The 25016-nt window shown below is 68.7% G+C and carries 21 protein-coding genes; 10 read left to right on the plus strand and 11 right to left on the minus strand.

Annotation, left to right across the window (positions count from 1 at the left end):
• Position 1 precedes the first annotated feature (1 nt).
• From panC to UC35_RS23730, 10 genes are all read right to left on the minus strand, one after another.
• Entirely contained in the window at positions 2-823 is an 822-nt protein-coding gene (gene panC, locus UC35_RS16820) for a pantoate--beta-alanine ligase (RefSeq protein WP_061501704.1), read from the minus strand.
• Between the two features lie 12 nt (positions 824-835).
• On the minus strand, positions 836-1648 hold the full coding sequence (gene panB, locus UC35_RS16825) for a 3-methyl-2-oxobutanoate hydroxymethyltransferase (RefSeq protein ID WP_061501705.1): 813 nt from the start codon (positions 1646-1648) through the stop codon (positions 836-838).
• Complete coding sequence (gene panD, locus UC35_RS16830) at positions 1645-2040, minus strand: aspartate 1-decarboxylase (RefSeq protein ID WP_061501707.1); 396 nt, start codon at positions 2038-2040, stop codon at positions 1645-1647. Before panD ends, panB begins: the two co-directional genes overlap by 4 nt.
• Before the next feature lie 185 nt (positions 2041-2225).
• Complete coding sequence (nadB, locus tag UC35_RS16835) at positions 2226-3809, minus strand: L-aspartate oxidase (protein WP_061501709.1); 1584 nt, start codon at positions 3807-3809, stop codon at positions 2226-2228.
• Between the two features lie 30 nt (positions 3810-3839).
• A complete protein-coding gene (locus UC35_RS16840; protein ID WP_061501711.1) occupies positions 3840-4694 on the minus strand; it encodes a segregation and condensation protein A in 855 nt (284 codons plus the stop codon).
• Positions 4695-4862: 168 nt separating this feature from the next.
• Positions 4863-5069, minus strand: coding sequence for a DUF3460 family protein (locus UC35_RS16845; RefSeq protein WP_061503893.1), 207 nt, complete (start codon positions 5067-5069; stop codon positions 4863-4865).
• 80 nt (positions 5070-5149) lie between these two features.
• Positions 5150-6802, minus strand: a complete 1653-nt coding sequence (locus UC35_RS16850; RefSeq protein WP_061501713.1) for a SulP family inorganic anion transporter — start codon at positions 6800-6802, stop codon at positions 5150-5152.
• A 154-nt stretch (positions 6803-6956) separates the two neighbouring features.
• Positions 6957-7181: a hypothetical protein gene (locus tag UC35_RS16855; RefSeq protein ID WP_061501716.1), complete on the minus strand. Its 225-nt coding sequence runs from the start codon at positions 7179-7181 to the stop codon at positions 6957-6959.
• A gap of 51 nt (positions 7182-7232) precedes the next feature.
• On the minus strand, positions 7233-8081 hold the full coding sequence (locus tag UC35_RS23725) for an N-formylglutamate amidohydrolase (protein WP_061501718.1): 849 nt from the start codon (positions 8079-8081) through the stop codon (positions 7233-7235).
• Positions 8082-8084: 3 nt separating this feature from the next.
• Positions 8085-9068 (minus strand): tripartite tricarboxylate transporter substrate binding protein BugE, encoded by a 984-nt coding sequence (locus UC35_RS23730; RefSeq protein WP_145979514.1) that lies wholly within the window; start codon positions 9066-9068, stop codon positions 8085-8087.
• 104 nt (positions 9069-9172) lie between these two features.
• Between UC35_RS23730 and UC35_RS16870 the strand changes: the two genes are divergently transcribed.
• Positions 9173-10057: a LysR substrate-binding domain-containing protein gene (locus UC35_RS16870; protein WP_061501722.1), complete on the plus strand. Its 885-nt coding sequence runs from the start codon at positions 9173-9175 to the stop codon at positions 10055-10057.
• A gap of 7 nt (positions 10058-10064) precedes the next feature.
• On the opposite strand, the gene metG is transcribed toward UC35_RS16870, so the two are convergent.
• Positions 10065-12110 carry a methionine--tRNA ligase gene (gene metG / locus UC35_RS16875; protein ID WP_061501723.1) on the minus strand — a complete coding sequence of 682 codons (2046 nt, stop codon included), beginning with the start codon at positions 12108-12110 and terminating at the stop codon, positions 10065-10067.
• A 145-nt stretch (positions 12111-12255) separates the two neighbouring features.
• Between metG and apbC the strand changes: the two genes are divergently transcribed.
• The 9 genes from apbC (at position 12256) to UC35_RS16920 (ending at position 24912) form a co-directional block, all read left to right on the plus strand.
• A complete protein-coding gene (apbC, locus tag UC35_RS16880; RefSeq protein ID WP_061501727.1) occupies positions 12256-13344 on the plus strand; it encodes an iron-sulfur cluster carrier protein ApbC in 1089 nt (362 codons plus the stop codon).
• Positions 13345-13539: 195 nt separating this feature from the next.
• The gene (boxB, locus tag UC35_RS16885; protein WP_061501729.1) at positions 13540-14964 is read left to right on the plus strand and encodes a benzoyl-CoA 2,3-epoxidase subunit BoxB; all 1425 of its coding nucleotides are present in this window, start codon (positions 13540-13542) and stop codon (positions 14962-14964) included.
• 8 nt (positions 14965-14972) lie between these two features.
• Positions 14973-16253: a benzoyl-CoA 2,3-epoxidase subunit BoxA gene (gene boxA, locus UC35_RS16890; RefSeq protein WP_061501731.1), complete on the plus strand. Its 1281-nt coding sequence runs from the start codon at positions 14973-14975 to the stop codon at positions 16251-16253.
• Positions 16254-16529: 276 nt separating this feature from the next.
• Positions 16530-18266, plus strand: a complete 1737-nt coding sequence (locus UC35_RS16895) for an NADH-ubiquinone oxidoreductase-F iron-sulfur binding region domain-containing protein (protein ID WP_061501733.1) — start codon at positions 16530-16532, stop codon at positions 18264-18266.
• A complete protein-coding gene (fdhF, locus tag UC35_RS16900; protein ID WP_061501735.1) occupies positions 18253-21048 on the plus strand; it encodes a formate dehydrogenase subunit alpha in 2796 nt (931 codons plus the stop codon). Before UC35_RS16895 ends, fdhF begins: the two co-directional genes overlap by 14 nt.
• 41 nt (positions 21049-21089) lie before the next feature.
• Entirely contained in the window at positions 21090-21635 is a 546-nt protein-coding gene (locus tag UC35_RS16905) for a DUF3305 domain-containing protein (protein WP_061501737.1), read from the plus strand.
• A gap of 37 nt (positions 21636-21672) precedes the next feature.
• Positions 21673-22299, plus strand: a complete 627-nt coding sequence (locus tag UC35_RS16910) for a DUF3306 domain-containing protein (protein WP_082793596.1) — start codon at positions 21673-21675, stop codon at positions 22297-22299.
• On the plus strand, positions 22226-24298 hold the full coding sequence (locus UC35_RS16915; protein ID WP_227820357.1) for a 4Fe-4S binding protein: 2073 nt from the start codon (positions 22226-22228) through the stop codon (positions 24296-24298). The genes UC35_RS16910 and UC35_RS16915 overlap by 74 nt, the downstream gene beginning before the upstream one ends.
• Positions 24295-24912: a molecular chaperone gene (locus tag UC35_RS16920; RefSeq protein WP_061501743.1), complete on the plus strand. Its 618-nt coding sequence runs from the start codon at positions 24295-24297 to the stop codon at positions 24910-24912. The genes UC35_RS16915 and UC35_RS16920 overlap by 4 nt, the downstream gene beginning before the upstream one ends.
• Positions 24913-25016 lie beyond the last annotated feature (104 nt).

Here is a 25016-nt window from a genome sequence, read left to right on the forward strand (position 1 = left end):
GTCAAAACTCCAGGTTGTCGATCAAGCGGGTGGTTCCCAGCCTGGCCGCGCCGAGCGCGACCCGCGAGTCGCCCGCCTGCGGTGCCTGCAGGTCGCTGCGCCGCCGCACCGTCATGTAGTCGGGCTGCCAGCCGCGCGCCTGCAACGCCGCCATGGCCTGCGCTTCGGCGCGCGCGATCTCCATGCCTTCGCTGACCTGCCGCGCCATGTGCTGGAGCGCGAGCGGCAACTGCACGGCTTCATCCCGCTGCGCGGCCGACAGGTAGCCATTGCGGGACGACAGCGCCAGGCCGTCCGCAGCCCGCTGGGTCTCGCCGGCCACGATCTCGATCGGCAGCGCGAATTGCTGCACCATGCCGCGGATCACCATCAGCTGCTGGTAGTCCTTCTTGCCGAACACCGCGGCGCTCGGCTGCACGCAGGCGAACAGCTTCAGCACCACGGTGCACACACCGGTGAAGAAGCCCGGCCGGAACTCGCCCTCCAGCATGTCGGCCAAGGCGCCCGGCGGATGAACCTTGTAGGTTTGCGGCAGCGGGTAGAGCTCCTGTTCGGCCGGCGCGAACACCAGGTCGCAGCCGGCCGCCTCGAGCCTGGCGCAGTCGTCCGCGAAGGTGCGCGGATAGCTGTCGAAATCCTCGTGCGGCAGGAACTGCAGGCGGTTGACGAAGATGCTGGCCACCGTCACGTCGCCCAGCGGTTTGGCGCGGCGCACCAGGGCCAGGTGGCCCTCGTGCAGGTTGCCCATGGTCGGCACGAAGGCGGGATGGCGATGCTGCGCAAGGTGGGTGCGCAGCTCCTGGAGGGTGCGGGCGATGTACATGGCGGTTCGGCCTCAGTAGCAATGCAATTCGGGATCGGGGAAGCTGCCAGCCTTCACGGCCCCGACGTAGCGTCGCACCGCATGCGCGATGCCATCCGCGCCTTCCATGAAGTCGCGCACGAAGCGCGCGGGCTTGCCCGGCGCCAGGCCCAGCATGTCATGCAGCACCAGCACCTGGCCGCCGCACTGCGGCCCGGCGCCGATGCCGATCACCGGGATGGTCAAGGCCTGCGAGATGGCCGCCGCCAGCGCGTTGGGCATCAGTTCCAGCACCAGCATCGCGGCGCCGGCGTCGGCCAGTTCCTTGGCATGCCGCTGCAGGGTCGCCGCGGCTTCTTCGCCGCGGCCCTGCACGCGCCAGCCGCCAAGGGCGTGCACCGATTGCGGCGTGAGGCCCAGGTGCGCACACACCGGGATGCCGCGTTCGACCAGGAAGCGCACCGTGTCGGCGGTCCAGCCGCCGCCTTCCAGCTTGATCATGTGCGCGCCGGCCTGCATCAGTGCGGTGGCGCTGCGCAGCGCCTGTGCGTTGCCTTCCTGGTAGCTGCCGAAGGGCAGGTCGCCGATCAGCCAGGCGCTACGGTTGCCCGCGGCCACGCACCGGGTGTGGTAGACCATCTGCTCCAGCGTCACCGGCACCGTGCTGGCCTGGCCCTGGAGCACCATGCCGAGCGAATCGCCCACCAGCATGCAATCCACGCCGGCGTCATCGAGCACGCGCGCAAACGCGGCGTCGTAGCAGGTCAGCATGGCGATCTTCTCGCCGGCCGCATGCATCTCGCGCAGGCGGTGCAGCGTGAGCGGCTTGCGCGCGGTCGCGCTCATGAGGTTGCTTCGACCAGCTGCTGCGTCGGCACCGCGTGCCGGGTGTCCACCCGGCGGTTGGCTTCGTCGACGAACACGAGCTGGGGTTCGTGCGCCGACACCTGGTCCTCGTGCACCTGCGCGAAGGCGGCGATGATGACCAGGTCGCCCACCGCGGCGCGCCGCGCGGCCGAGCCGTTGACCGAGATCATCCCGGTGCCGCGCTGGCCCTTGATGGCGTAGGTGACGAAGCGCTCGCCGTTGTCGATGTTCCAGATGTGGATCTGTTCGTTCTCGGCGATGTTGGCTGCTTCCAGCAGGTTTTCGTCGATCGCGCAGGACCCCTCGTAGTGCAGTTCGCAGTGCGTCACGGCCACGCGGTGGATCTTGGATTTCAGCAGGGTGCGGAACACGGGTTCTTCCTAAGGAGGAGCGTGGATTGTGGCAACACGCAGGTACATGATCGTTCCTGCGAATGCGATTGCCCCCTACCCGAATTGAGGGGGTGACGGCCCCTGCAGGCAGACTCGGCCGGCGCAGGGCCGGGCCGCCGGCAGGTGCCGCCGCAGCCCGCACGGAGGCCGCAGGCGGCGGCCGGTCAGGGCGCCAGGATGGTCGGGCGCGGCCCGTCGGCCGTCGCCGGGTAGTCGCGGCTGAAGTGCAGCCCGCGGCTTTCGTGCCGGGCCTGCGCCGAGCGCACGATGAGGTCGGCGACCGTCACCAGGTTGCGCAGCTCCAGCAGGTCGCGCGTGACGTGGAAGTTGGTGTAGAAGTCCTGGATCTCGCCCTGCAGCAGCCGGATGCGGTGCGCGGCGCGCTCCAGCCGCTTGTTGGTGCGGACGATGCCGACATAGTCCCACATGAAGCGGCGCAGCTCGTCCCAGTTGTGCGAGATCACCACCGCCTCGTCGGCATCGGTGACCCGGCTCTCGTCCCAGGCCGGCAGGGCCGGCGGCACCGGCAGCGAATTGGCGAGGATGTCCCCGGACGCCGAGCGCGCGAACACCATGCACTCGACCAGGGAGTTGCTTGCCAGCCGGTTGGCGCCATGCAGGCCGGTGTAGGCGGTCTCGCCGATGGCGTGCAGGCCGCGCAGGTCGGTGCGGCCCGTCAGGTCGGTGTGGATGCCGCCGCAGGTGTAGTGGGCGGCAGGCACCACGGGAATCGGCTGGCGCGTGATGTCGATCCCCAGCTCCAGGCAGCGCGCGTGGATGTTCGGGAAGTGCTCGCGGATGAACTCGGCGGGCTGGTGCGAGATGTCCAGGTACACGCAATCCAGGCCGTGCTTCTTCATCTCGAAGTCGATGGCGCGGGCCACCACGTCGCGCGGCGCCAGTTCGGCACGCGGGTCGTGCTGCGGCATGAAGCGCGTGCCGTCGGGCAACTGCAGCTTGCCGCCTTCGCCGCGCACCGCCTCGGAGATCAGGAAGGACTTGACGTGCGGGTGGTAGAGGCAGGTCGGGTGGAACTGGATGAACTCCATGTTCGTCACCCGGCAGCCTGCGCGCCAGGCGGCGGCGATGCCGTCGCCGGTGGCCGTGTCGGGATTGGTGGTGTACAGGTACACCTTGCCCGCGCCGCCGGTGGCCAGGATGGTCTGCGGCGCGCGGAAGGTGATCACCTCGTCGCGCTCCTCGTCCAGGGCATACAGGCCCAGGCAGGTGGCGGGCTCGCCCGGCGGGAGGCCGATCTTGCGGTTGGTGATCAGGTCCACCAGCGTGTGCCGCTCGAACACGGTGATGTTGGGCGTGCGGCGCACGTGCTCGATCATGGTCTGCTGCACGGCCGCGCCGGTGGCGTCGGTCACATGCACGATGCGGCGCGCGCTGTGGCCGCCTTCGCGCGTCAGGTGCAGGTTGCCGTTTTCCAGCGAGAACGGCACGCCCAGCGAGCGCAGCCAGGCCACGCTCTCCGGTGCGTGCTCAACGACGAATCGCGTCGCGGTCGGGTCGGACAGTCCCGCGCCGGCGACCAGCGTGTCGTCGACGTGAGCCTGGAAGCTGTCGTCCTCGGCCATCACGGCGGCGATGCCGCCCTGGGCCCAGCCGCTGGAGCCGTCGCTCATGGAGCGCTTGGTCAGCACCGCCACGCGGTGCGTCGGCGCCAGGTGCATGGCCGCCGACAGGCCCGCCAGGCCGCTGCCGACGATGAGGACGTCGAAGTCCATGATGGTGGCGCTCATTGGTTGACTAACCCGGAACGGCCGTGCGGCTCATGCCGGCTGGTAGGCAAGCCGCACGTAGATCGGCGCGTAGGCCTCGGCCTGGGTCACCTCGATCAGCGTTTCCTTGGCCAGTTCCAGCATCGCGATGAAGGTCACGACCAGGACCGGCACGCCGCGCCCCAGGTCAAACAGCTGCTCGAACTCGATGAACTTGCGGCCCTGGAGCTTGCGCAGCACGATGCTCATGTGCTCGCGCACGGAGAGCTCCTCGCGCGTGATCTTGTGGTGCTGCACGAGCTTGGCGCGCTTGACGATGTCGCGCCAGGCTTCCTGCAGGTCGATCACGTTGACGTCGGGAAAGCGCGGCTGCAGCGCCTGCTCGATGTAGACCTGGGCGCGCAGCACGTCGCGCCCCATCTGCGGCACCTCGTTCAGGCGGGCGGCGGCCATCTTCATTTGCTCGTACTCGAGCAGGCGGCGCACCAGTTCGGCCCGCGGGTCTTCCGGCTCCTCGCCCTCGGCGGTCTTCTTGGGCGGCAGCAGCATGCGAGACTTGATCTCGATCAGCATCGCAGCCATGAGGAGGTACTCGGCCGCCAGCTCGAGGTTGCGGCTGCGGATCTCGTCCACGTACGCGAGGTACTGCCGCGTCACGCCCGCCATCGGGATGTCGAGGATATTGAAGTTCTGCTTGCGGATCAGGTACAGCAGCAGGTCCAGCGGCCCTTCGAAGGCCTCGAGGAACACCTCCAGCGCATCGGGCGGGATGTACAGGTCGGTGGGCATGGCGAACAGCGGTTCGCCGTAAAGCCGTGCCAGTGCCACTTGGTCGACCACTTCCGGCATCCCTTCGAGGGCGGGCGCTGCCGCTTCGGGCAGCGTCGCTTCACCCGGTTCGGTCATTGTTGGCCCCCACGCTTGTCACTTCGTGTACTGCGCTGCCCCCCAAGGGGGGTTTCGCGCCTTGGGGCGGCCCGGCGGCGGCTCATTGTTGGCCCCCACGCTCGTCACTTCGTGTACTGCGCTGCCCCCCAAGGGGGCCTTCGCGCCTTGGGGCGGCCCGGTGGCGGTTCATTGTGTGTCGGTCTGGTAGACGTAGGGTTTCTGCCGCACCTGGGCGGCCCGGAATTCGTCCCAGGCCTCGCGGCTGACGTGCTTGTCCCACAGCAGGGCGCGGCCGGCGCGCTGCTGGGCCTCGAGGTCGGGCTTGCTGGCCTTCAGCTCGGAAATGAACTGCGTGATGTCCGAGTTGTAGTCGGGGCGGCGGAAGATGCGCAGGAGCAGGGACATGGCGGTTGAACCTTGTTTGGCGCAATTTTACCGCCGCCTCATGCATGCCCCCCGGATGGCCCGTGGGCTCAGGCCGACACTTCTGGGGAGGGCCGGCTGGCCACCAGTTCCGCCCCGAAGCCCGAGCGCTCGATCACCTCGCGTGGCTGCTGCTGCAGGTTCTCGAGGTGCAGGGTGCCGCCGCGCAGGAGCACGGCCTTGTGCAACTGGCGCAGCGAATCGAGCCCGGAGGTGTCCAGGTGCACCAGTTGCAGGGCGTCCAGGATCACCACCGGCTGCATGGGGCCGCTTTCCACCGCCTGCACGACCTCGTCGATCCGGGCGACCGCCCCGAAGAACAGCGACCCGTACAGCCGGTACTGGATGATGGCGCCTTCACGGCGCACCAGTTCCACGCTGAACAGGGAACTCATCTTGCGCACGAACAGGGCGCAGGCCATCACCAGCCCCGCCTGCACCGCCACGGTGAGGTCGAACACCACCGTCAGGAAGAAGGTGCCCAGCATCAGCAGGCGGTAGTGCGCGCTGTATTTCCCGAGGTGGGCGAATTCGCGCCACTCGCCCATGTTCCAGGCCACGAACAGCAGGATGCCGGCCAGCACCGGCAGCGGCACCAGCAGCGCCAGCGGCGCCGCGGCCAGCACGATCACGGCCAGCGTGACCGAGTGGACGACCCCCGCCAGCGGCGAGGTCGCGCCGGCGCGGATGTTGGTGACGGTGCGGGCGATGGTGCCGGTGGCCGGCATGCCGCCGAAGAAGGGCGAAACGAAATTGGCGACGCCCTGCGCCATCAGTTCCTGGTTCGGGTCGTGGCGCGGCAAGGTGCTCAGCTGGTCGGCCACGCGCGCGCACAGCAGCGATTCGATCGCGCCCAGCAGCGCAATGGTGATGGTGGGCGTCACCAGCAGCTTGACCGTGGCCCACGAGAACTCGGGCAGCACCAGGGGCGGCAGCCCGCGCGGGATGTCGCCGAAGCGCTTGCCGATGGTTTCCACCGGCAGCTCGAAGTACCAGGCCACCCAGGTGAGCGTGACCAGGGCCACCACGGGCGCGGGCACGCGCCGGTTCAATTGCGCGGTGCTGCGCATGCCGGGCAGCTCGATCGCGGCCTGGATCGGCGAGCGCTCGCCCCACAGGCGCGGCCACAGGAACAGGCCCCCGACGCAGGCAACGCCGAGCGCGAACGCGTAGAGGTTGAAGCTGCCGATGTGCAGCGCGATGACCTTCAGCTGGGTGAAGAAGTCGGCCGGCATCTTCGCGATCGACAGGCCCAGCCAGTCCTTGAGCTGCGAGCAGGCGATCAGCACCGCGATGCCGTTGGTGAAACCGATCACGATGCTGACCGGCACGTAGCGCACCATGCGTCCGAGCCGCAGCAGCCCCAGGGCGAACAGCAGCACGCCCGCGCAGGCGGTGGAGATCAGCAGGTTGGCCAGACCGTACTGCTCGACGATGCCATAGACGATGACGATGAAGGCGCCGGCCGGCCCGCCGATCTGCACGTTCGAGCCGCCGAGCGTGGCGATCACCAGGCCCGCGATGATGGCGGTCCACAGGCCCGCTTCCGGCTTCAGCCCGGAGGCGATCGCGAAGGCCATGGCCAGCGGCAGCGCCACGATGCCAACGGTCACCCCGGCGCCCAGGTCGTGCACGAAGCGGTCGCGGTCGTAGCCGCGCAGGGCGTCGAGCAGGCGCGGCCTAAAAGCGAAGGACAGGTTCAATGAGAGCTCCGGAAGTTGGACGGAAACGCAAGGCGTTCAGTCCGACTCCGGGGGCCCGCAGTGATGCAGCCGCGTGATGAATCGTCTGCGGCGCGAGAGGGGCAGGGCAGGCGCGGGGGCCATGGGGCGCAGTGTACGCCCGAAGCCGGGGTGACTACTTGTCCTTGTCGTCCGAGTCCGGAATCAGCGCGCCTGCGGCCGAACCCACCACTTTGGCCGTGCCCACGGCGGCATCGACGGCCAAGCTGGCGCCCGTGGCGGCCACGCTCACCGCCGCGCCCGCAACGGTGACCACGGCGCAACCGCCGAAGGTGGTGGAGAGGACAAGAAGGAGGGCCAGTCCCGTGCGGCGGATGGATGTCGTGGTACTGCTTGACATCTGCCCGACTGTAGCAGGGCAGGGCCGCCGGCGCCGCCGCGGTGCACTTGCTTACGCTGAGCGATCTTTCACGTACGCGGCCAGCGTTTGCGCCAGGCGAGCGAGGTCGCGCTGCACGGCGGCGAAGCCGGCATGGCGCTCGCGGGTGGCTTCGTCCATGTAGATCGGGCGCCGGATCTCGATCTGCAGGCTGTGACGATTGCGCGCCGGCTGGCCGATGCGGGCGATCAGCTGCACGCCCTTGTACGGATCGTTACGGGCGACGGTGTAGCCGCACGCGCGCAGTTCGCGCTCCACCAGATCCACGAATGCCGGCTCGCAGGTGCTGCCGTCGCGATCCCCGAGCACGAAGTCCGCCAGCGGCGTCGGGCTGGCGATCTGCAGCCGCTGGTAGGCGTCGTTCGGCATGGAATGCAGGTTCAGGTGCCAGACGCCGCCGAAGCGGGCCGCGCACTGCTCGATGCTGGCGTTCAGCGCCGCGTGGTAGGGCAGGTAGTAGCGGTCGATGCGATGGCGCACCTCGGCGACGGTCAGCGCCCGGTCGTAGATGGGGACGCCGGCACTGACATTGCGCCACACCAGGCCGAAGCCCAGACGGGTCTTCTCGCCGGGGTCCAGCGGGGTTGGCCACGGCCCGTCCAGCAGCGCGGGGTCGAGGTCTTCCAGCGTGCGGTTGGCATCGATGTAGGTGCGCGGGAAGTGGGCGGCCAGCAGGGTGCCGCCGGCGGCGGGCACCGCTTCCCACAGCGCCTCGACGTGGGTGTCCTCGCCGCGCCGCAGCAGCTCGCGCGGCACCGCGTGCCCGAAGTCCTCCGGGTAGCTGGTGCCGCTGTGCGGCGAGTCGCACACCAGCGCCACCGCCGGCGCGGTGGGTGGCGTCAGCGTGAAGGGCCGTGTCATCGCTCAGTCGACCTGGATCTTGGCGATCTTGGAGACGCGCTGGTAGCGGTCCATGGCCTGCTGGATCTGCTGGCCGAATTCGGCCGGCGTGCTGGGGATCAGGGTCGCGCCCGACTCGTCCATCTTCCTGGCGAACTCCGGTTGCTTCATGGCCTTGTGGATGGCCGCGTTCAACTTGGCCACCACCGGCGCCGGCGTGCCGGCGGGTGCCACGATGCCGAACCAGCCGCCGCCGCCCATCTGGGGAAAGCCGAGTTCGCCGTAGGTCGGCACGTCGGGCAGGGCGGGCGAGCGCTTCTCGGACAGCACCGCCAGCGCGCGCAGCTTGCCGGCCTTGATGTGCGGCAGCGCGGAAGGCAGGTTGTCGGTGATCGCGTCCACCTGGCCGGCGACGGCGTCGTTCATGGCCTGGCCGCCGCCCTTGTACGGCACGTGCAGCAGCTGGATCTGCGCCAGCGCCGTGAAGTGGGAGATGTTGGCGTGGCCCAGCGAGCCGGTGCCGGGCGAGCCGAAGCTGAACTTGTTCGGGTTGGCCTTGGCCAGGGCGATGAATTCCTTCATGTCCCTGGCGGGAACCTTGCCCGGATTGACGGCGAACACGCTGGGCGTGGTGGCCACATTGGTGACCGGCGTGAAGTCCTTCACCGGGTCGTACTTCAGGCGGCTGCCGTAGACAGCGGGATTGGCGCCGTGGGTGCTGACGGTCGCCATGCCCAGGGTGTAGCCGTCGGCGGGCTGCTTGGCGACGAACTCCATGCCGGTGGACCCGCCCGCGCCGGGCTTGTTCTCCACCACGATGGACTGGCCCAATTCGCGGCTGGCGAATTCGGCCACCAGGCGGGCGGCCAGGTCGGTGGAGCCGCCGGGCGCGAAGGGGACGATCAGCTTGATCGGCTTCTCGGGAAAGGCAGGCTGGGCGACGGCGGCACCGGCAGCGGCCAGTGCGGCCGCGCAGGCGAGGGCCCGGAGGAAGTGGCGGGTGTTCATTCGGCTCATGGAAGCGGGTTGGTGCAGCCGGGCAGCTTAGGGTTCCCCCCTTCGGCGGTCCAACGACATTTTTGCCCGGGGTGATGACGTGATGTAATCGCTGTATGCCCATCCGCAGCCCTTCGCTGGTGGAGCTGCATGCCTTCCTGGCGGTGGCTCGCAACGGCAGCTTCCGCAAGGCCGCGGAAGAACTGTGCGTCACCCAGGCCGCCGTCAGCCGCGCCGTGCTGCGGCTGGAGCAGGAACTGGGCGTCGACGTGCTGGCGCGCTCGGGCGCCGGCGTGCGGCTCACGCCGGCCGGCGCGGAACTGAAGCGCCGCACCGAGAAGCCGGTCGCGGCGTTGGAAGAAGCCGCCCTGCACCTGCGTCGCCAGTCCGAACGCATGCGCCTGCGCCTGTCCGTGGTCCCCAGCCTGGGGACACTGTGGCTGCTGCCGCGGCTGGAGGGCTTTCGCGTGCGCCACCCCGAGGTGGAACTGGAGTTCCGTCAGTACCACCACGACGAGGATTTCCTCCGGGAGGACGTGGAACTGTGGATCGCTGTGAAGCAGCAGTGGCCACGGCAGGTTGCGGCGCAGTACCTGGTGGGGCGGGAGATCGTGGCGGTGTGCGCACCGAAGCTGGCGAAGGGCGTGCGCACGCCGCCGCAGTTGCTGGCCAAGACCCTGCTGTACCACTCCAACTATCCGGACAACTGGTCGCTCTGGGCCGAGGCCGTGGGCGGCGAGCTGCCCGCTCGTTGGCGCGGCACCGGCTTTGACCTGGTGACGAACCTGGTGGAAGCTGCCCGCGCCGGCATGGGCGTGGCGATGGTGCAGATGTGCATGGTGGAAGCCGACCTGGCGGAAGGACGGCTGGCGATGCCGGTGCCCGGATCGGCATCGACCGGACGCGGCTACTACCTGTGCCGCCGGCGGGCGCTGGGGGCGCATCCGGCAGCGGAGCTGTTCAGCGCCTGGGTGCTGGAGCAGGCCCAGGCGCCGGCGTAACTCCGGCTCAGCGCACCCGCATGCCGGGCTGCGTGCCCGAATCGGGGTGCAGCACGTAGATGCCCGGCTGGGATTTTTCGTCGGCGTGGCTGGCGGCCAGCACCATGCCTTCGCTCACGCCGAACTTCATCTTGCGCGGCGCCAGGTTGGCCACCGCCACGGTGAACTTGCCGACCAGGTCAGCGGGCTGGTAGGCCGAGGCGATGCCGGAGAACACGGTGCGGTGCCGGCCTTCGCCCAGGTCCAGCGTCAGGCGCAGCAACTTGGTCGAGCCGTCCACGGCTTCCGCATTCACGATCTTCGCGATACGCAGGTCGATCCTGGCGAAGTCGTCGATGGAGATGGTGGGCGCGATCTCCTCGCCACCCGGCACCGTCGCCTGGGGCGCCGGCTCTGCGGCCGGCTCGAACAACTGGTCCAGCAGCTTCACGTCCACCCGCTGCATCAGGTGCTTGTACTCCAGCACCTGGTGGCCCTCGCCCAGCGGCGCGGCGGCGGTGGACCAGTCCAGCGGCGCGCAGTTCAGGAAGGCCTCGGCCTGAGCCACGAGCTGCGGCAGCACGGGCTTGAGGCAGGCGGTCAGCACCTTGAAGGCCTCGATGCACTCCGAGCACACCAGGGCGGCTTCCGCGCCCGTGCCCTCCTTGACCAGCTTCCAGGGCGCGGCCGAATCGAAGCGCAGGTTCACTTCGTCGGCGAAGGCCATGACCTCGCGCAGCGCCTTGCCGTACTCGCGCGTCTCGTACAAATGCTGCACGCTCTCGACCAGGCGCGCCGGATTCAGGGCCGACAGGTCGGCGCGGGCCAGCTTGCCGCCCGGGATGAACTTCACCGCGCGGCTGGCGATGTTGACGTACTTGCCGATCAGGTCGGCGTTGACGCGCGCCACGAAATCGTCGGGGTTGAAGTCCAGGTCCTCGACCTTGCCATTGAGCTTGGCGGCGATGTAGTAGCGCAGCCACTCGGGGTTCATGCCGATCGCCAGGTACTTCAGCGGGTCGATGCCGGTGCCGCGGCTCTTGCTCATCTTCTCGCCGCTGACCGTGAGGAAGCCGTGCACATTGACCTGGCTGGGCGTCTTGCGGCCCGAGAACTGCAGCATGGCGGGCCAGAACAGGGTGTGGAAGTACACGATGTCCTTCCCGATGAAGTGCACCTGCTCGACCTGAGGGTCCTCGATGAACTGCTCGAAGCTGGCGGAGGTGCGCGAGGGCGCATGCCAGTGCTCGCGCGCCTGCCCCTTGTCGAAATGGTTCTTCAGGCTGGCCAGGTAGCCGATCGGCGCGTCCAGCCAGACGTAGAAGTACTTGCCCGGCGTGTCCGGGATCTCGATGCCGAAGTAGGGCGCGTCGCGGCTGATGTCCCAGTCGGCCATGCCGGCCTCGAACCATTCGCTGGCCTTGCGCGCCATCTCGGGCTGCAACTTGCCGTCCTGCGTCCAGGCCTTCAGGAAGTCGACCACCTTGGGGTCCGACAGCTTGAAGAAGAAGTGCTCGGAGCTACGCAGCTCCGGCGTCGCCCCGGTGAGCGTGGAGTACGGCTGGATCAGGTCGGTGGGCGAATAGACGCTGCTGCACACCTCGCAGGAGTCGCCGTACTGGTCCTTGGAATGGCAGTTCGGGCACTCGCCCTTGATGTAGCGGTCGGGCAGGAACATGCCCTTGACCGGGTCGTAGAACTGCTCGATGGTGCGGCTGGTGACCAAGCCGTTGGCTTTCAGCTTCCTGTAGATGCCCTGGGCCAGCTCGGTGTTTTCCGGGCTGTCGGTGGAGTGCCAGTTGTCGAAGCGGATGAAAAAGCCGTCCAGGTACTGCTTTCGGCTAGCGGCAATCTCCGCCACGAACTCATGCGGCGTCTTGCCGGCCTTCTCGGCGGCGATCATGATCGGCGCGCCGTGGGCGTCGTCCGCGCCCACGAAGTGCACCATGTGCCCCTGCATTCGCTGGTGCCGCACCCAGACGTCGGCCTGGATGTACTCCATGATGTGGCCGATGTGGAACCTGGCGTTGGCGTACGGCAGGGCGGTGGTGACAAAAAGCTTGCGCTGGGGCATGAGCGGTTTCTCGAGGGGAACCCGGCATTTTATCGGCCTGCGCACAAAAGCTGAGCTTGCGCAAGGAGCAGCCTGCTGCCCCAAGGGTCGCTCGCGTCCGCGGGCACCGGCGCTCGGTACACTCGCCTGAAGACTCCTACCCCCTATGCCCAACACTGAGCAATTGACGGCTGCGCTGGCGGCCGTGACCGATCCCAACACCGGCCGCGATTTCGTGAGCACCCGGCAGCTGAAGAACCTGCAGGTGCACGGCGGCGATGTCTCCTTCGACGTGGAGCTGGGCTACCCGGCCAAGAGCCAGGTGCCGCAATTGCGCAGCGCGCTCGTCGCCGCGGCCAAGGCGGTCCCGGGGGTGCAGAACGTGTCGGTCACCGTCAACACCAAGGTCATCGCGCACGCGGTGCAGCGCGGCGTGCAGCTGATGCCCAACGTGAAGAACATCGTGGCGGTCGCCTCGGGCAAGGGCGGCGTGGGCAAGAGCACCACGGCGGTGAACCTGGCGCTGGCGCTCGCGGCCGAAGGCGCGACGGTCGGCCTGCTGGATGCCGACATCTACGGCCCCAGCCAGCCGATGATGATGGGCATCGAAGCGCGTCCCGAGAGCGAGGACGGCAAGACCATGGAGCCGCTGGAGAACTACGGCGTGCAGGTCATGTCGATCGGCTTCCTGGTGAACGCGGACGACGCCATGATCTGGCGCGGCCCAATGGCCACCCAGGCGCTGGAGCAGCTGCTGCGCCAGACCAACTGGCGCGACCTCGACTACCTCATCGTCGACCTGCCGCCGGGCACCGGCGACATCCAGCTCACGCTGTCGCAGCGCGTTCCCATGACCGGCGCGGTGATCGTCACCACCCCGCAGGACATCGCCCTGCTGGACGCGCGCAAGGGCATCAAGATGTTCGAGAAGGTCGGCGTGCCCATCTTGGGCATCGTCGAGAACATGGCGATGCACGTGTGCAGCAATTGCGGCCATGCCGAGCCAATCTTCGGCGAAGGCGGCGGACGCCGGCTCGCCGAGCAGTACGGCACCGACCACCTCGGCGCCCTGCCGCTGGACATCAAGATCCGACTGCAGGCCGACAGCGGCAAGCCGACCGTGGTGGCGGAGCCGGACAGCGAAGCGGCTGCCATCTACAAGGCCGTCGCGCGCCAGGTGGCGATCAAGATCGCCACCAAGGCCAAGGACTTCAGCGCCAAGTTTCCGACCATCACGGTCTCCAAGGACACCTGAGGCCCCCCGGCCCGCTCCCCGCCGCGCCCCGGCTCCAGCGAAAGGAGCCGCCGGGCGCTATTTGATCTGAGTCAGCAAAATGCAGTTTACTGCTTGTTGACGTTAGATTGAGCGACAGAATATGGACCTGCCACAAGGATTTCTGCTGCAATTTATTGCATTTGCCTTGGGGCTTTCCCCATCCAGGAGCCGGGCATGTCCATCGACTACAGCCAGAAGATCCCCAACAACGTCAATCTCAGCGAGGACCGCACCCTGCAGCGCGCGCTCGAGCATTGGCAGCCCAACTACCTCCAGTGGTGGCAGGACATGGGCCCGGAAGGCTCGCCCGACTACGACGTGTACCTGCGCACGGCGGTAAGCGTCGATCCGCAGGGCTGGGCGCACTTCGACTACGTCAAGATGCCGGACTACCGCTGGGGCATCTTCCTGGCCCCGCCCGAATCCGGCCGGCAGGTGAACTTCGGCGAGCACAAGGGCGAGGCCGCGTGGCAGGAGGTGCCCGGCGAATACCGCTCGACGCTGCGCCGCATCATCGTCACCCAGGGCGACACCGAGCCGGCCTCGGTCGAGCAGCAGCGCCACCTGGGCCTCACCGCGCCCAGCCTGTACGACATGCGCAACCTGTTCCAGGTCAACGTGGAGGAGGGCCGGCACCTCTGGGCCATGGTGTACCTGCTGCACCGCTACTTCGGCCGCGACGGCCGCGAGGAGGGCGAAGCGCTGCTCGAGCGGCGCAGCGGCGACCAGGACAACCCGCGCATCCTCAGCGCCTTCAACGAGAAGACGCCGGACTGGCTGTCCTTCTTCATGTTCACCTTCATTACCGACCGCGACGGCAAGTACCAGCTCGCGGCGCTGGCCGAAAGCGGCTTCGATCCGCTGTCGCGCACCTGCAGGTTCATGCTGACCGAGGAGGCGCATCACCTGTTCGTCGGCGAGTCGGGCGTGGCACGCGTGATACAGCGCACCTGTGACGCGATGGTCGAACACAAGACCGACGATCCGGCGCGGTTGCGCGCCCTGGGCGTGATCGACCTGCCCACCGTCCAGCGCTACCTGAACTTCCACTTCAGCGTGACCAGCGACCTGTACGGCTCGGAGGTGTCGTCCAACGCCGCCAACTACTACAGCGGCGGCCTGAAGGGCCGCTTCGAGGAGACAAGGATCGCCGATGACCACAGGCTCGGCGCCTCGACCTACCCGGTGCCCACGCTGGAAGGCGGGCGCATCGGCAGCGTGGACGTGCCGGCGCTCACCGCGCTGAACGAGCGCCTGCGCGACGACTGGATCGCCGATGTCGCCGCGGGGGTGGAGCGCTGGAACCGCATCCCGGCCAAGGCAGGCATCCCCTTCCGCTTCAAGCTGCCGCACAAGGGCTTTCATCGCAAGATCGGCGTGTTCGCCGACGCCAGCGTCATGCCCGAGGGTCAGGTGACTGCTGCCGGGGAGTGGGCGCGCCGCAGCCCCGAGTGGCTGCCCACGGAGATCGACCGCGCCTATGTCACCTCGCTCATGGGCCGGGTGGCCGAGCCGGGCCGCTTCGCCAACTGGATCGCGCCGCCGGTGGTGGGCATCAACCGCCAGCCGGTGGATTTCGCCTACGTGCGCTTCAACTGATTCGGGCCATGGACACGGCAGCAGCCTCGCTGGAGCTGTTCCGCCAGCACCTGATCGACCCCGAGGTCTGCATCCGCTGCAACACCTGCGAGGCGACCTGCCCGATCGGCGCGATCACGCACGACGGCCGCAACTACGTGGTCGATCCGGGCAAGTGCAACTTCTGCGCTGCCTGCATTCCGCCTTGTCCCACCGGCGCCATCGACAACTGGCGCGTGACCGTGCGCGCCGCCGCCTATCCTACGGCCGAGCAGCTGCGCTGGGATGAACTGCCGCCCGAACTGAGCCTGGACCAGCTCGATGCGCTGGAGGCGCCGGGCATGCCGATGCGCACCGCACCGGCGCCTGAAATGGCCGTCGCCGGCAGCGAGGAGGCGCGGTTCGACGTCTCGCAGTACGCGTCGACGGTGCCGCCCTGGTCGGCCGCGCACGCCTATGTGCAGCTCTACGGGCCCAGATCGGCGCGCAAGGAGGTTGTGGCCACCGTGGCCGGCAACATGCGGGTGACCGAAGTCGGCCGCGAGTACGACACCCACCACATCGTGCTCGACTTCGGCGCCATGCCCTTTCCGGTGCTGGAGGGCCAGTCGATCGGCGTGATCCCGCCCGGCGCGGATGCGCAGGGCCGTGCGCACCACGCGCGCCAGTACTCGGTCGCCAGCCCGCGCAACGGCGAGCGCCCCGGCTACAACAACGCCGCGCTGACCGTGAAACGCGTGCTCGAGGACCGGCAGGGCCGGGCGGTGCGGGGTGTGGCCTCGAACTACCTGTGCGACCTGAAAGTGGGCGACGAGGTGCGCGTGATCGGGCCCTTCGGGGCGAGTTTCCTGATGCCCAACCATCCGCGCAGCCACATCGTGATGGTCTGCACCGGCACCGGCAGCGCCCCGATGCGGGCCATGACCGAATGGCGGCGGCGCCTGCGCAGGTCGGGCAAGTTCGAGAGCGGCCGCCTGATGCTGTTCTTCGGCGCGCGCACCCGCGCGGAACTGCCGTACTTCGGGCCGCTGACGAACCTGCCGCGCGACTTCATCGACGTCAACCTCGCCTTTTCGCGCGAGCCCGGCCAGCCCCGGCGCTACGTGCAGGACCTGATGCGCGAGCGCGCGGCCGACTTGGGCGCGCTGCTGGCCGACGCGCAGACCCACGTCTACGTGTGCGGGCTCAAGAGCATGGAAGAGGGCGTGGTGCTGGCGCTGCGCGACGTGGCGCAGCAGGCGGGCCTGTCCTGGGAAGCGCTGGGCCCGGCGCTGCAGACGCAGGGGCGGCTGCAGCTCGAGACCTACTGATCCCGCAGCGGCCGTCCGGGACCACCGCGGCGGTGATGTGGCGAGGCGGCGCCCGTCGGGGCAAGCCCTGTCACTCGCAAGTTCCTGATGCGCCATCGCATCGATGCGAGTTGCGGCTGCGGAGGGAAAGAGCCGGGCAAGAGGGAATTTTTTGTTCTTGACCGCAGTCAAGAAGCACACGCGTGATCAGCCATCATCATGCAAGGGTAAATGCCGAGTCTCATGCGACGTCTTGCGTGAGATCGCGCCAACAACGCATGGGAAGATGACGACCGCATGAGTGCATCCGCCATTTCCGTCCACCCGCTGGGCAGCCCGGACTCCCTTCGGCAGGGCCTGCGCCGCCGCGCCCAGCTGAAGGGCCGCCAGCCCGACCCGCAGTCGCTCGAAGAGGTGCGTGCCCTGATCGGGGCCGCGCCGTCCGATGGCCACCGCCGTGACCTGCTGATCGAACACCTGCACAAGCTGAACGATGCCTATCGCGGCTTGCACGAGCGTCACATGGTGGCGCTCGCCCGCGAGATGAAGATCTCCATGGCCGAGGTGTTCGAGGTCGCGAGCTTCTACCACCATTTCGAGATCCTGCGAAACGGCGAAGAGGCGCCGGGGCTCACCGTGCGTGTGTGTGAGAGCCAGTCCTGCGCCATGGCGGGGTCGCACGAGATCCTGGCACGCCTGGCCGCCTCGCTCGGCCCCAACGTCCAGGTGGTGGCTGCGCCCTGCATCGGCCGCTGCGAGCAGGCGCCGGCCGCGCTGGTGGGCCAGGTGGCGGTGCCGCATGCCACGGCCGAGACCGTGGCCGATCTTGCCGCCAAGGAACAGCGCCGCGCCGACCAGGCCGGGCGCGCGGCTGGCGTGCAAGGCTTCGTCGGCTACGAGGCCTACCGCGCGGCGGGCGGCTACGCACTCGCCACCGCGCTGGCGAATGGCAGCAAGAGCGATGAATCGGTGCTCGCCGCCATGGAAAGTTCGGGCCTGCGCGGGCTGGGCGGTGCGGGCTTCCCGGCCGGGCGCAAGTGGCGCATCGTGCGCGGCTACGCCGCGCCGCGCCTCATGGCGATCAACATCGACGAAGGCGAGCCGGGCACCTTCAAGGACCGGCACTACCTCGAGCGCGACCCGCATCGCTTCCTCGAAGGGATGCTGGTCGCGGCCAAGGTGGTGGGCATCGACGCCGTCTACATCTACCTGCGCGACGAGTACCACGACTGCCGCGTGATGCTCGAGGCCGAACTCGCGCGTCTGCGCCGCGATCCGCCCTGCGCGCTGCCGCACATCGAGCTGCGCCGCGGTGCCGGCGCCTATATCTGCGGCGAAGAGTCGGCCATGATCGAGAGCATCGAAGGCCGCCGCGGCGAGCCTCGCCTGCGCCCGCCCTACATCGCCGAGGTGGGGCTGTTCGGCCGGCCGACGCTGGAACACAACTTCGAGACGCTGTACTGGGTGCGCGACATCGTGGACAAGGGCCCGGACTGGTTCGCGGGGCAGGGCCGCCACGGGCGCAAGGGCCTGCGCAGCTTCAGCGTGAGCGGGCGCGTCAAGGACCCAGGCGTCAAGCTGGCGCCGGCGGGCATCACGCTGCGCGAGCTCGTCGCCGAGTACTGCGGCGGCATGCCGGACGGCCACGAGCTCTATGCCTACCTGCCGGGTGGCGCATCGGGCGGCATCCTGCCGGCCAGCCTGGCGGACCTGCCGCTGGACTTCGACACCCTGCAGCCGCACGGCTGCTTCATCGGCTCGGCCGCGATCATCGTGCTCAGCCAGCACGACCGGGCGCGCGACGCGGCCCTGTCGATGATGCGTTTCTTCGCCAGCGAGAGCTGCGGCCAGTGCACGCCCTGCCGGGTCGGCACCGACAAGGCCGCGCATCTCATGGAGGCGTCCCAATGGGACAACGCCACCCTGGAGGATCTCAGCACCGTCATGGCCGATGCCTCGATCTGCGGCCTCGGCCAGGCGGCCCCCAATCCCGTGCGCTGCGTGCAGAAGTACTTCCCCCATGAAATCGCCTGACCTGCCCACGATCGAATTCACGCTGGACGGACGTCCGGTCCATGCGCTGCCGGGCGAGAGCATCCTGCAGGCGGCGCGGCGTTCCGGCACCGAGATTCCGCACCTGTGCTACACGGACGGGATGCGTGCCGACGGCAACTGCCGCGCCTGCGTGGTCGAGATCGCCGGCGAACGGGTGCTCGCGCCCAGCTGCTGCCGCGCGCCCACGTCCGGCATGCAGGTCCAATCGCAAAGCGAGCGGGCGCAGCGCAGCCAGAAGATGGTGCTGGAACTGCTGCTGGCCGACATGCCGGAGCAGGGCCACAAATGGGCCGATGCCAAGGGCGAACTGCCGCATGGCGAATTGAGCGAATGGGCGCAGCGGCTGCAGGTCCAGCCGCGCCAGGAGCTGAAGGCGATCCGGCGCGAGGCGCCCGCGGCCGACCTGTCGCATCCAGCAATGGCGGTGAATCTGGATGCCTGCATCCAGTGCACCCGCTGCGTGCGTGCCTGCCGCGAGGAGCAGGTCAACGACGTGATCGGCTATTCGCGCCGCGGCTCTTCCAGCGAGATCGTGTTCGACCTGGGCGACCCCATGGGCGCCAGCTCCTGCGTGGCCTGCGGCGAGTGCGTGCAGGCCTGCCCGACCGGCGCGCTGATGCCCAAGACCCTGGTCGGCTCGCAGGTGGTCGATCGCGAAGTGGACTCGGTCTGTCCGTTCTGCGGCGTCGGCTGCCTCATCAAGTACAAGGTGCGCGACGAAAAGATCGTGGGCGTGGACGGCCGCGACGGGCCGGCCAACCACGGCCGGCTGTGCGTCAAGGGCCGCTTCGGCTTCGACTACGCGCACCATCCGCACCGGCTGACGCAGCCGCTGATCCGCAAGGCCGGGGTGCCGAAAGACCTCGACGTGGAGCGCGATCCGGCCCGCTGGCGCGAGGTGTTCCGCGAGGCGAGCTGGGACGAGGCGCTGGAGCTGGCCGCCGGCAAGCTCAAGTCGCTGCGCGACACGCACGGCCCGAAGTCGCTGGCCGGCTTCGGCTCCGCCAAGGGCACGAACGAGGAAGCCTACCTGTTCCAGAAGCTGGTTCGCACCGGTTTCGGCAGCAACAACGTGGACCACTGCACGCGCCTGTGCCATGCCTCCAGCGTGGCGGCGCTGCTCGAAGGCGTGGGCTCCGGCGCGGTGAGCAACCAGGTCAACGACGTCGAGCATGCGGAGCTGATCCTGGTGATCGGCTCCAACCCCACGGCCAACCATCCGGTCGCCGCGACCTGGATGAAGAACGCCGCCAAGCGGGGCACCAAGATCGTCCTGGCCGATCCGCGCGTGACCGACATCGGGCGCCACGCCTGGCGCGTGATGCAGTTCAAGGCGGACGCCGACGTCGCGCTGCTGTCGGCCATGATCCACGCCATCATCGAGGAAGGGCTCGCGGACCGGGCCTTCATCGAGCAGCGTACGAGCAACTTCGAGGCCCTGCGCGAAGGCGTGCGTGCCTTCAGCCCCGAGGCGATGGAATCGATATGCGGCATTCCCGCGGCCACCATCCGCGAGGTGGCGCGTGCCTTCGCCACCGCGAAGTCGGCCATGATCCTGTGGGGCATGGGCGTCAGCCAGCACGTGCACGGCACGGACAACGCCCGCTGCCTGATCGCGCTGTGCAGCGTGGCCGGCCAGATCGGCAAGCCGGGCAGCGGCCTGCATCCGCTGCGCGGCCAGAACAACGTGCAGGGCGCGAGCGACGCCGGCCTGATCCCGATGATGTTCCCGAACTACCAGCGCGTGGACAGCGCGGGCGCGCACCAGTGGTTCGAGCAGTTCTGGAACACCAAGCTGGACGACAAGCCCGGCTACACCGTGGTCGAGATCATGCACAAGGCGCTCGCCCCGGCGAGCGACCCGCACAAGGTGCGCGGCATGTACGTCATGGGCGAGAACCCCGCCATGAGCGACCCCGACCTGCAGCACGCGCGCGAGGCGCTGGCGTCGCTGGAGCACATGGTGGTGCAGGACATCTTCCTGACCGAGACGGCCTGGCTGGCCGACGTGGTGCTGCCTGCCAGCGCCTGGCCGGAGAAGACCGGCACCGTGACCAACACCGACCGCATGGTGCAGCTCGGACGCCAGGCGATCGAGCCGCCGGGCGACGCGCGGCCCGACCTGTGGCTGATCCAGGAACTGGCGCGGCGCATGGGCCTGGCCTGGAACTACCCCGGCGAGGACTCGGGCGTGGCGGCGGTATACGAGGAGATGCGCCAGGCCATGCACGAGTCGATTGCCGGCGTGACCTGGGAGCGGCTGCAGCGCGAAGGCAGCGTGACCTACCCATGCCTGAGCGAAGACGACCCCGGCCAGCCCATCGTCTTCACCGAGCGCTTCCCGACCGCCGACGGCCGCGTGCGCCTGGTGCCCACAGAGCTGGTGCCGGCCGACGAAAAGCCCGATCTCGAATATCCGTTGGTCCTGATCACCGGCCGCCAGCTCGAGCACTGGCACACCGGCAGCATGACCCGGCGCGCTTCGGTGCTCGACGCCATCGAGCCGGTCCCCACCGCCTCGCTGAACGCGCGTGAACTGCAGCGCCTGGGCCTGGCGCCGGGCGACATCGCCACCATCGCCTCGCGCCGCGGCGCGGTGCGCTGCACCGTGCGGCAGGACGACGGCACGCCCGACGCGACCGTGTTCATGCCCTTTGCCTACAACGAGGCGGCGGCCAACCTGCTGACCAATCCGGCGCTCGACCCCTTCGGCAAGATCCCGGAGTTCAAGTACTGCGCGGTGCGCGTGACGGCCGACTAGGGCGGCGCGACGAGGGCGCCGCGCTGGGGTACATTGGGCGCATGGCCCAACGACCGAGCATCGAAGTCGCCGTCGTGATGCGCCGCGAGCGCCTGGACAACCGCTGGCAGCCCTGGCGCTGGGTGCTGCACGAGGTGGTCCGCAACGAGCCCGGCTTCGGCGCCGAGCCGCGCCTCCTGTTCAGGAGCGAAAGCGAAGAGCGCTGGCTTCATCCCGGCTTCCTGGTCGAGTTGTTCCGCGACGATGCCGAGGGTTATTTCCTGAACGCGGAAACGCCGGCGCCCTGCTGGTTCGTGCTGTGGCGCATGGAGGAAGAAGCCACCGTCGCGGACGAGCCGATTCCGCGCCCGGTCGTCGTCTCACTCAGCTACCACGACGCCGGCCGCTGGCTCGACGCGCAGGAGACGGTCGAGCAGGTGCCCGCGCCGCCCGAGGTGGTCGAGTGGATGCTCGCCTTCGTCCAGGAGCACTATGTGCCCGAGCCGCGCAAGCGCAAGCGCCCCGAAAGCTTCAAGCAACTGGAGGATCGCTTCGGCAATCCGGTGTCGATCACGACCGAGAAGAAGTATGGCGGGGGCGGCTCATGAGCGCCGTACGCGAAGGGACCAACGTGGGGGTCCGGGCATGAGCGAAGGATTCTTGGGACGCTGGTCCAGGCGCAAGGCCGATGTGCGCGAGGGGAAGCCGGTCGAGGGCGAGCCGGCAATCGAGCTTGAGAATCGTGCGCCCCCACCCCAGCCCTCCCCCGGAGGGGGAGGGGGCGAGGAGGTGCTTCACGCGGCTCCGGGGGATGCTCCCGAAGCTCGATCTGAACCGCCGCCGCCCACGCTCGAAGACGTCAAAACCCTCACCGCCGAGTCGGATTTCCGCCGCTTCGTGACGCCCGGTGTCGCGCCCGAGGTGAAGAACGCGGCCCTGAAGAAGCTGTTCGCCGATCCCCACTTCAATGTCATGGACGGGTTGGACGTCTACATCGACGACTACTCCAAGCCCGACCCCATGCCCGAGGCCATGCTGCGCAAGCTGTCGGCGGCGCGCTTCCTGCGCCTTTTCGAGGAGAAGCCGAAGGACGATGGCGGCGCCGGCGAACCGCGGGATGTTGCCTATGACGCGGGAACACAGACCGTGGCACAGTCGTCTCATGCCCCTGAGGCCATATCCGGGACCGAAGCTGTAGATGACGACCCTGATCTGCGACTGCAACAAGACGATGCCGCTGCAGGCGAAGAGCCTGGGCGCGGCACTGGATGAAGCGCTGACGCTTCATAGTTGCCTGTGCCGGCGTGAAGCCGGTGATTTCCAGCGGGCGATCAAGGGCGAAGGCGAGGTCGTCGTCGCCTGCACCCAGGAGCAGCGCCTGTTCGGCGAGCTGGCGCGGCAGACCGAAGGCGCGGTGGCGCCGCTGCGTTTCGTCAACATCCGCGAGACCGGCGGCTGGAGCCGCGACGCGTCCAAGGCCATGCCGAAGATCGCGGCGCTGCTGGCTGCCGCCAACCTGCCCGATCCGCAGCCGGTGGCCACGGTGAGCTATCGCAGCGGCGGGCGCCTGTTGATCATCGGTCCGCTGGAAGAGGCCGCGCGCGCCGCGCGCCTGCTGGACGACATCCTCGACGTTACCCTGTTCGCGCAGGGCGGCGCCGGCGAGCAGGAGCGCCGCCATCCGGTGCTGGCGGGCAAGATCGACGGCCTGCGGGGATGGCTGGGCGCGTTCGAGCTGCAATGGTCGCGGGACAACCCGATCGACCTGGACCTGTGCACGCGCTGCAACGCCTGCATCAAGGTCTGCCCCGAAGATGCGATCGGCCTGGACTACCAGATCGACCTGGCCAAGTGCCAGTCGCATCGCGCCTGCGTCAAGGCCTGCGAAGCAGTCGGCGCGATCGACTTCGAGCGCGCGCCGCAGCCGCACCAGGAGAAGTTCGACCTGGTGCTCGACCTGCGCAGCGCCCCGGCCTTCCTGCAGCACGCGCCGCCGCAGGGCTACTTCCACGCGCCGCAGGGCCTCGATCCGGCGCAGCTGGTGAAGCTGCGCGACCTGGTCGGCGAGTTCGAGAAGCCGAAGTTCTTCGACTACAAGGCCAAGATCTGCGCGCACAGCCGCAACGAGAAGGTCGGCTGCCACGCCTGCATCGACGTGTGCTCGGCCGAGGCGATCTCGAGCGACCAGCGGCACCAGCAGATCAAGGTCAACGCCAGCCTGTGCGTGGGCTGCGGCACCTGCACCACGGTGTGCCCGACCGGCGCGCTGGGCTACGCCTATCCCCGCGCCACGGACCAGGGGCTCAAGCTCCGGACCCTGCTGTCCACCTACCGGCGCGCCGGCGGCGAGCAGGCGACGCTCCTGCTGCACAGCCAGGAACGCGGCCGTGAGCTGATCGAGGAGCTGGGCCGTGCCGCGCAGCTGGGCGTCGCCGCCGGCGTGCCTGCCCATGTGATCCCGGTCGGCCTGTGGCACACGGCCAGCGTGGGCCTGGACCTGTGGCTGAGCGCCGTCGCCTTTGGGGCATCGCAGGTGGTGGTCTTCATGACGCGGGAAGAGGCGCCGCAATACCGCGACGCCGTGCGCGAGCAGATGGCGGTGGGGCAGGCCGTGCTGACGGGCCTGGGCTACACCGGCCGCCACTTCACGCTCATCGAGGCCGATCACATCCAGGACCTGGACCAGGAACTGGGCTTGCTGTCCGCGAACTCCGCCGAGGGCCCGCGCGAGGCGGCTGCGTTCGCCGTCGCGCCGGAAAAGCGCAGCACCCTCGAGCTCGCGCTCGATCACCTGGCCGCGCAGGCGCCGGGCAAGCCCGAAGCCATCGCGCTGCCGGCGGCTTCGCCCTTCGGCACGATCGAGGTGGACAAGGAGCGCTGCACGCTGTGCCTGAGCTGCGTGAGCGCCTGCCCGGCCAGCGCCCTGCAGGACAACCCGCAGCTGCCCCAGTTGCGCTTCATCGAGAAGAACTGCGTGCAGTGCGGCCTGTGCGCCACCACCTGCCCGGAAGACGCAATCGTGCTCAGGCCCCGCCTGCTGCTGACGCCGGAACGCCGCCAGCCGCGCGTGCTGAACGAAACCCAGCCGTACGCCTGCGTCCGCTGCGGCAAGCCTTTCGGCACGCTCAAGGCCATCGAGGCCATGCTCGGCAAGCTGGAGGGCCACTCGATGTTCCAGGGAGCGGCCCTGGAGCGCCTCAAGATGTGCGGCGACTGCCGCGTGGTCGACATCTACTCATCGCAGGACGAAGTGAAGATCACCGACCTATGACGCCTCAGATCCCCGTCTCCTCCGCGCTCGACGAGGAAACCGCGCGGGCCGAAATCTACGGCCTGCTGGCGCAGCTCTACTACGCGCCACCGGCGCCGGAGCTGCTGCAGGCCATCCGCGCGGCGGCGACCGAAGCGCCCGCCGCCGGGGCCTACCTCGAGGAACCCTGGCGCGAGCTGGTGGGCACGGCACGCGCCATGAGCGACGCCGCGGTCGCGGCCGAATACGACGCCTTGTTCGGTGGCGTCGGCAAGCCCGATGTCTATCTCTATGGGTCGCACTACCTGAGCGGCTTCCTCAACGAGAAGCCGCTGGCACGGCTGCGCGCCGACCTGGAGCGCCTGGGGCTGGCGCGGGACGAGGCCATGTCCGAGACCGAGGACCACGTCGCCTATTTATTTGAGGTGATGCGTTATCTGATCGCGGCCGAAGACGTGGAAGTTGCCAACCTCACGACCCAGCGCGAGTTCTTCGGCACCCACGTCCAGCCCTGGCTGATTCAGATGTGCGACGCCCTGTCGGCCCATCCCGGGGCGCGTTTCTATGCCGGCTTGTCCTCGTTTACCCGCGCATTCGGCAGCATCGAGGCGCAGGGCTTCGACATGCTTGCCTGACCTGCAAGCTTGCGCCGGCGCTTATTCCGGCATTGCTGCGACGCAGCAAGCCGAAAGAGGCGAATGTAACCTTTGGGTTGAAGTAGTTCCCATAGTGCGGTGAG

The organism is Ramlibacter tataouinensis (genome assembly GCF_001580455.1).
Taxonomy (GTDB): Bacteria; Pseudomonadota; Gammaproteobacteria; order Burkholderiales; family Burkholderiaceae_C; genus Ramlibacter; species Ramlibacter tataouinensis_B.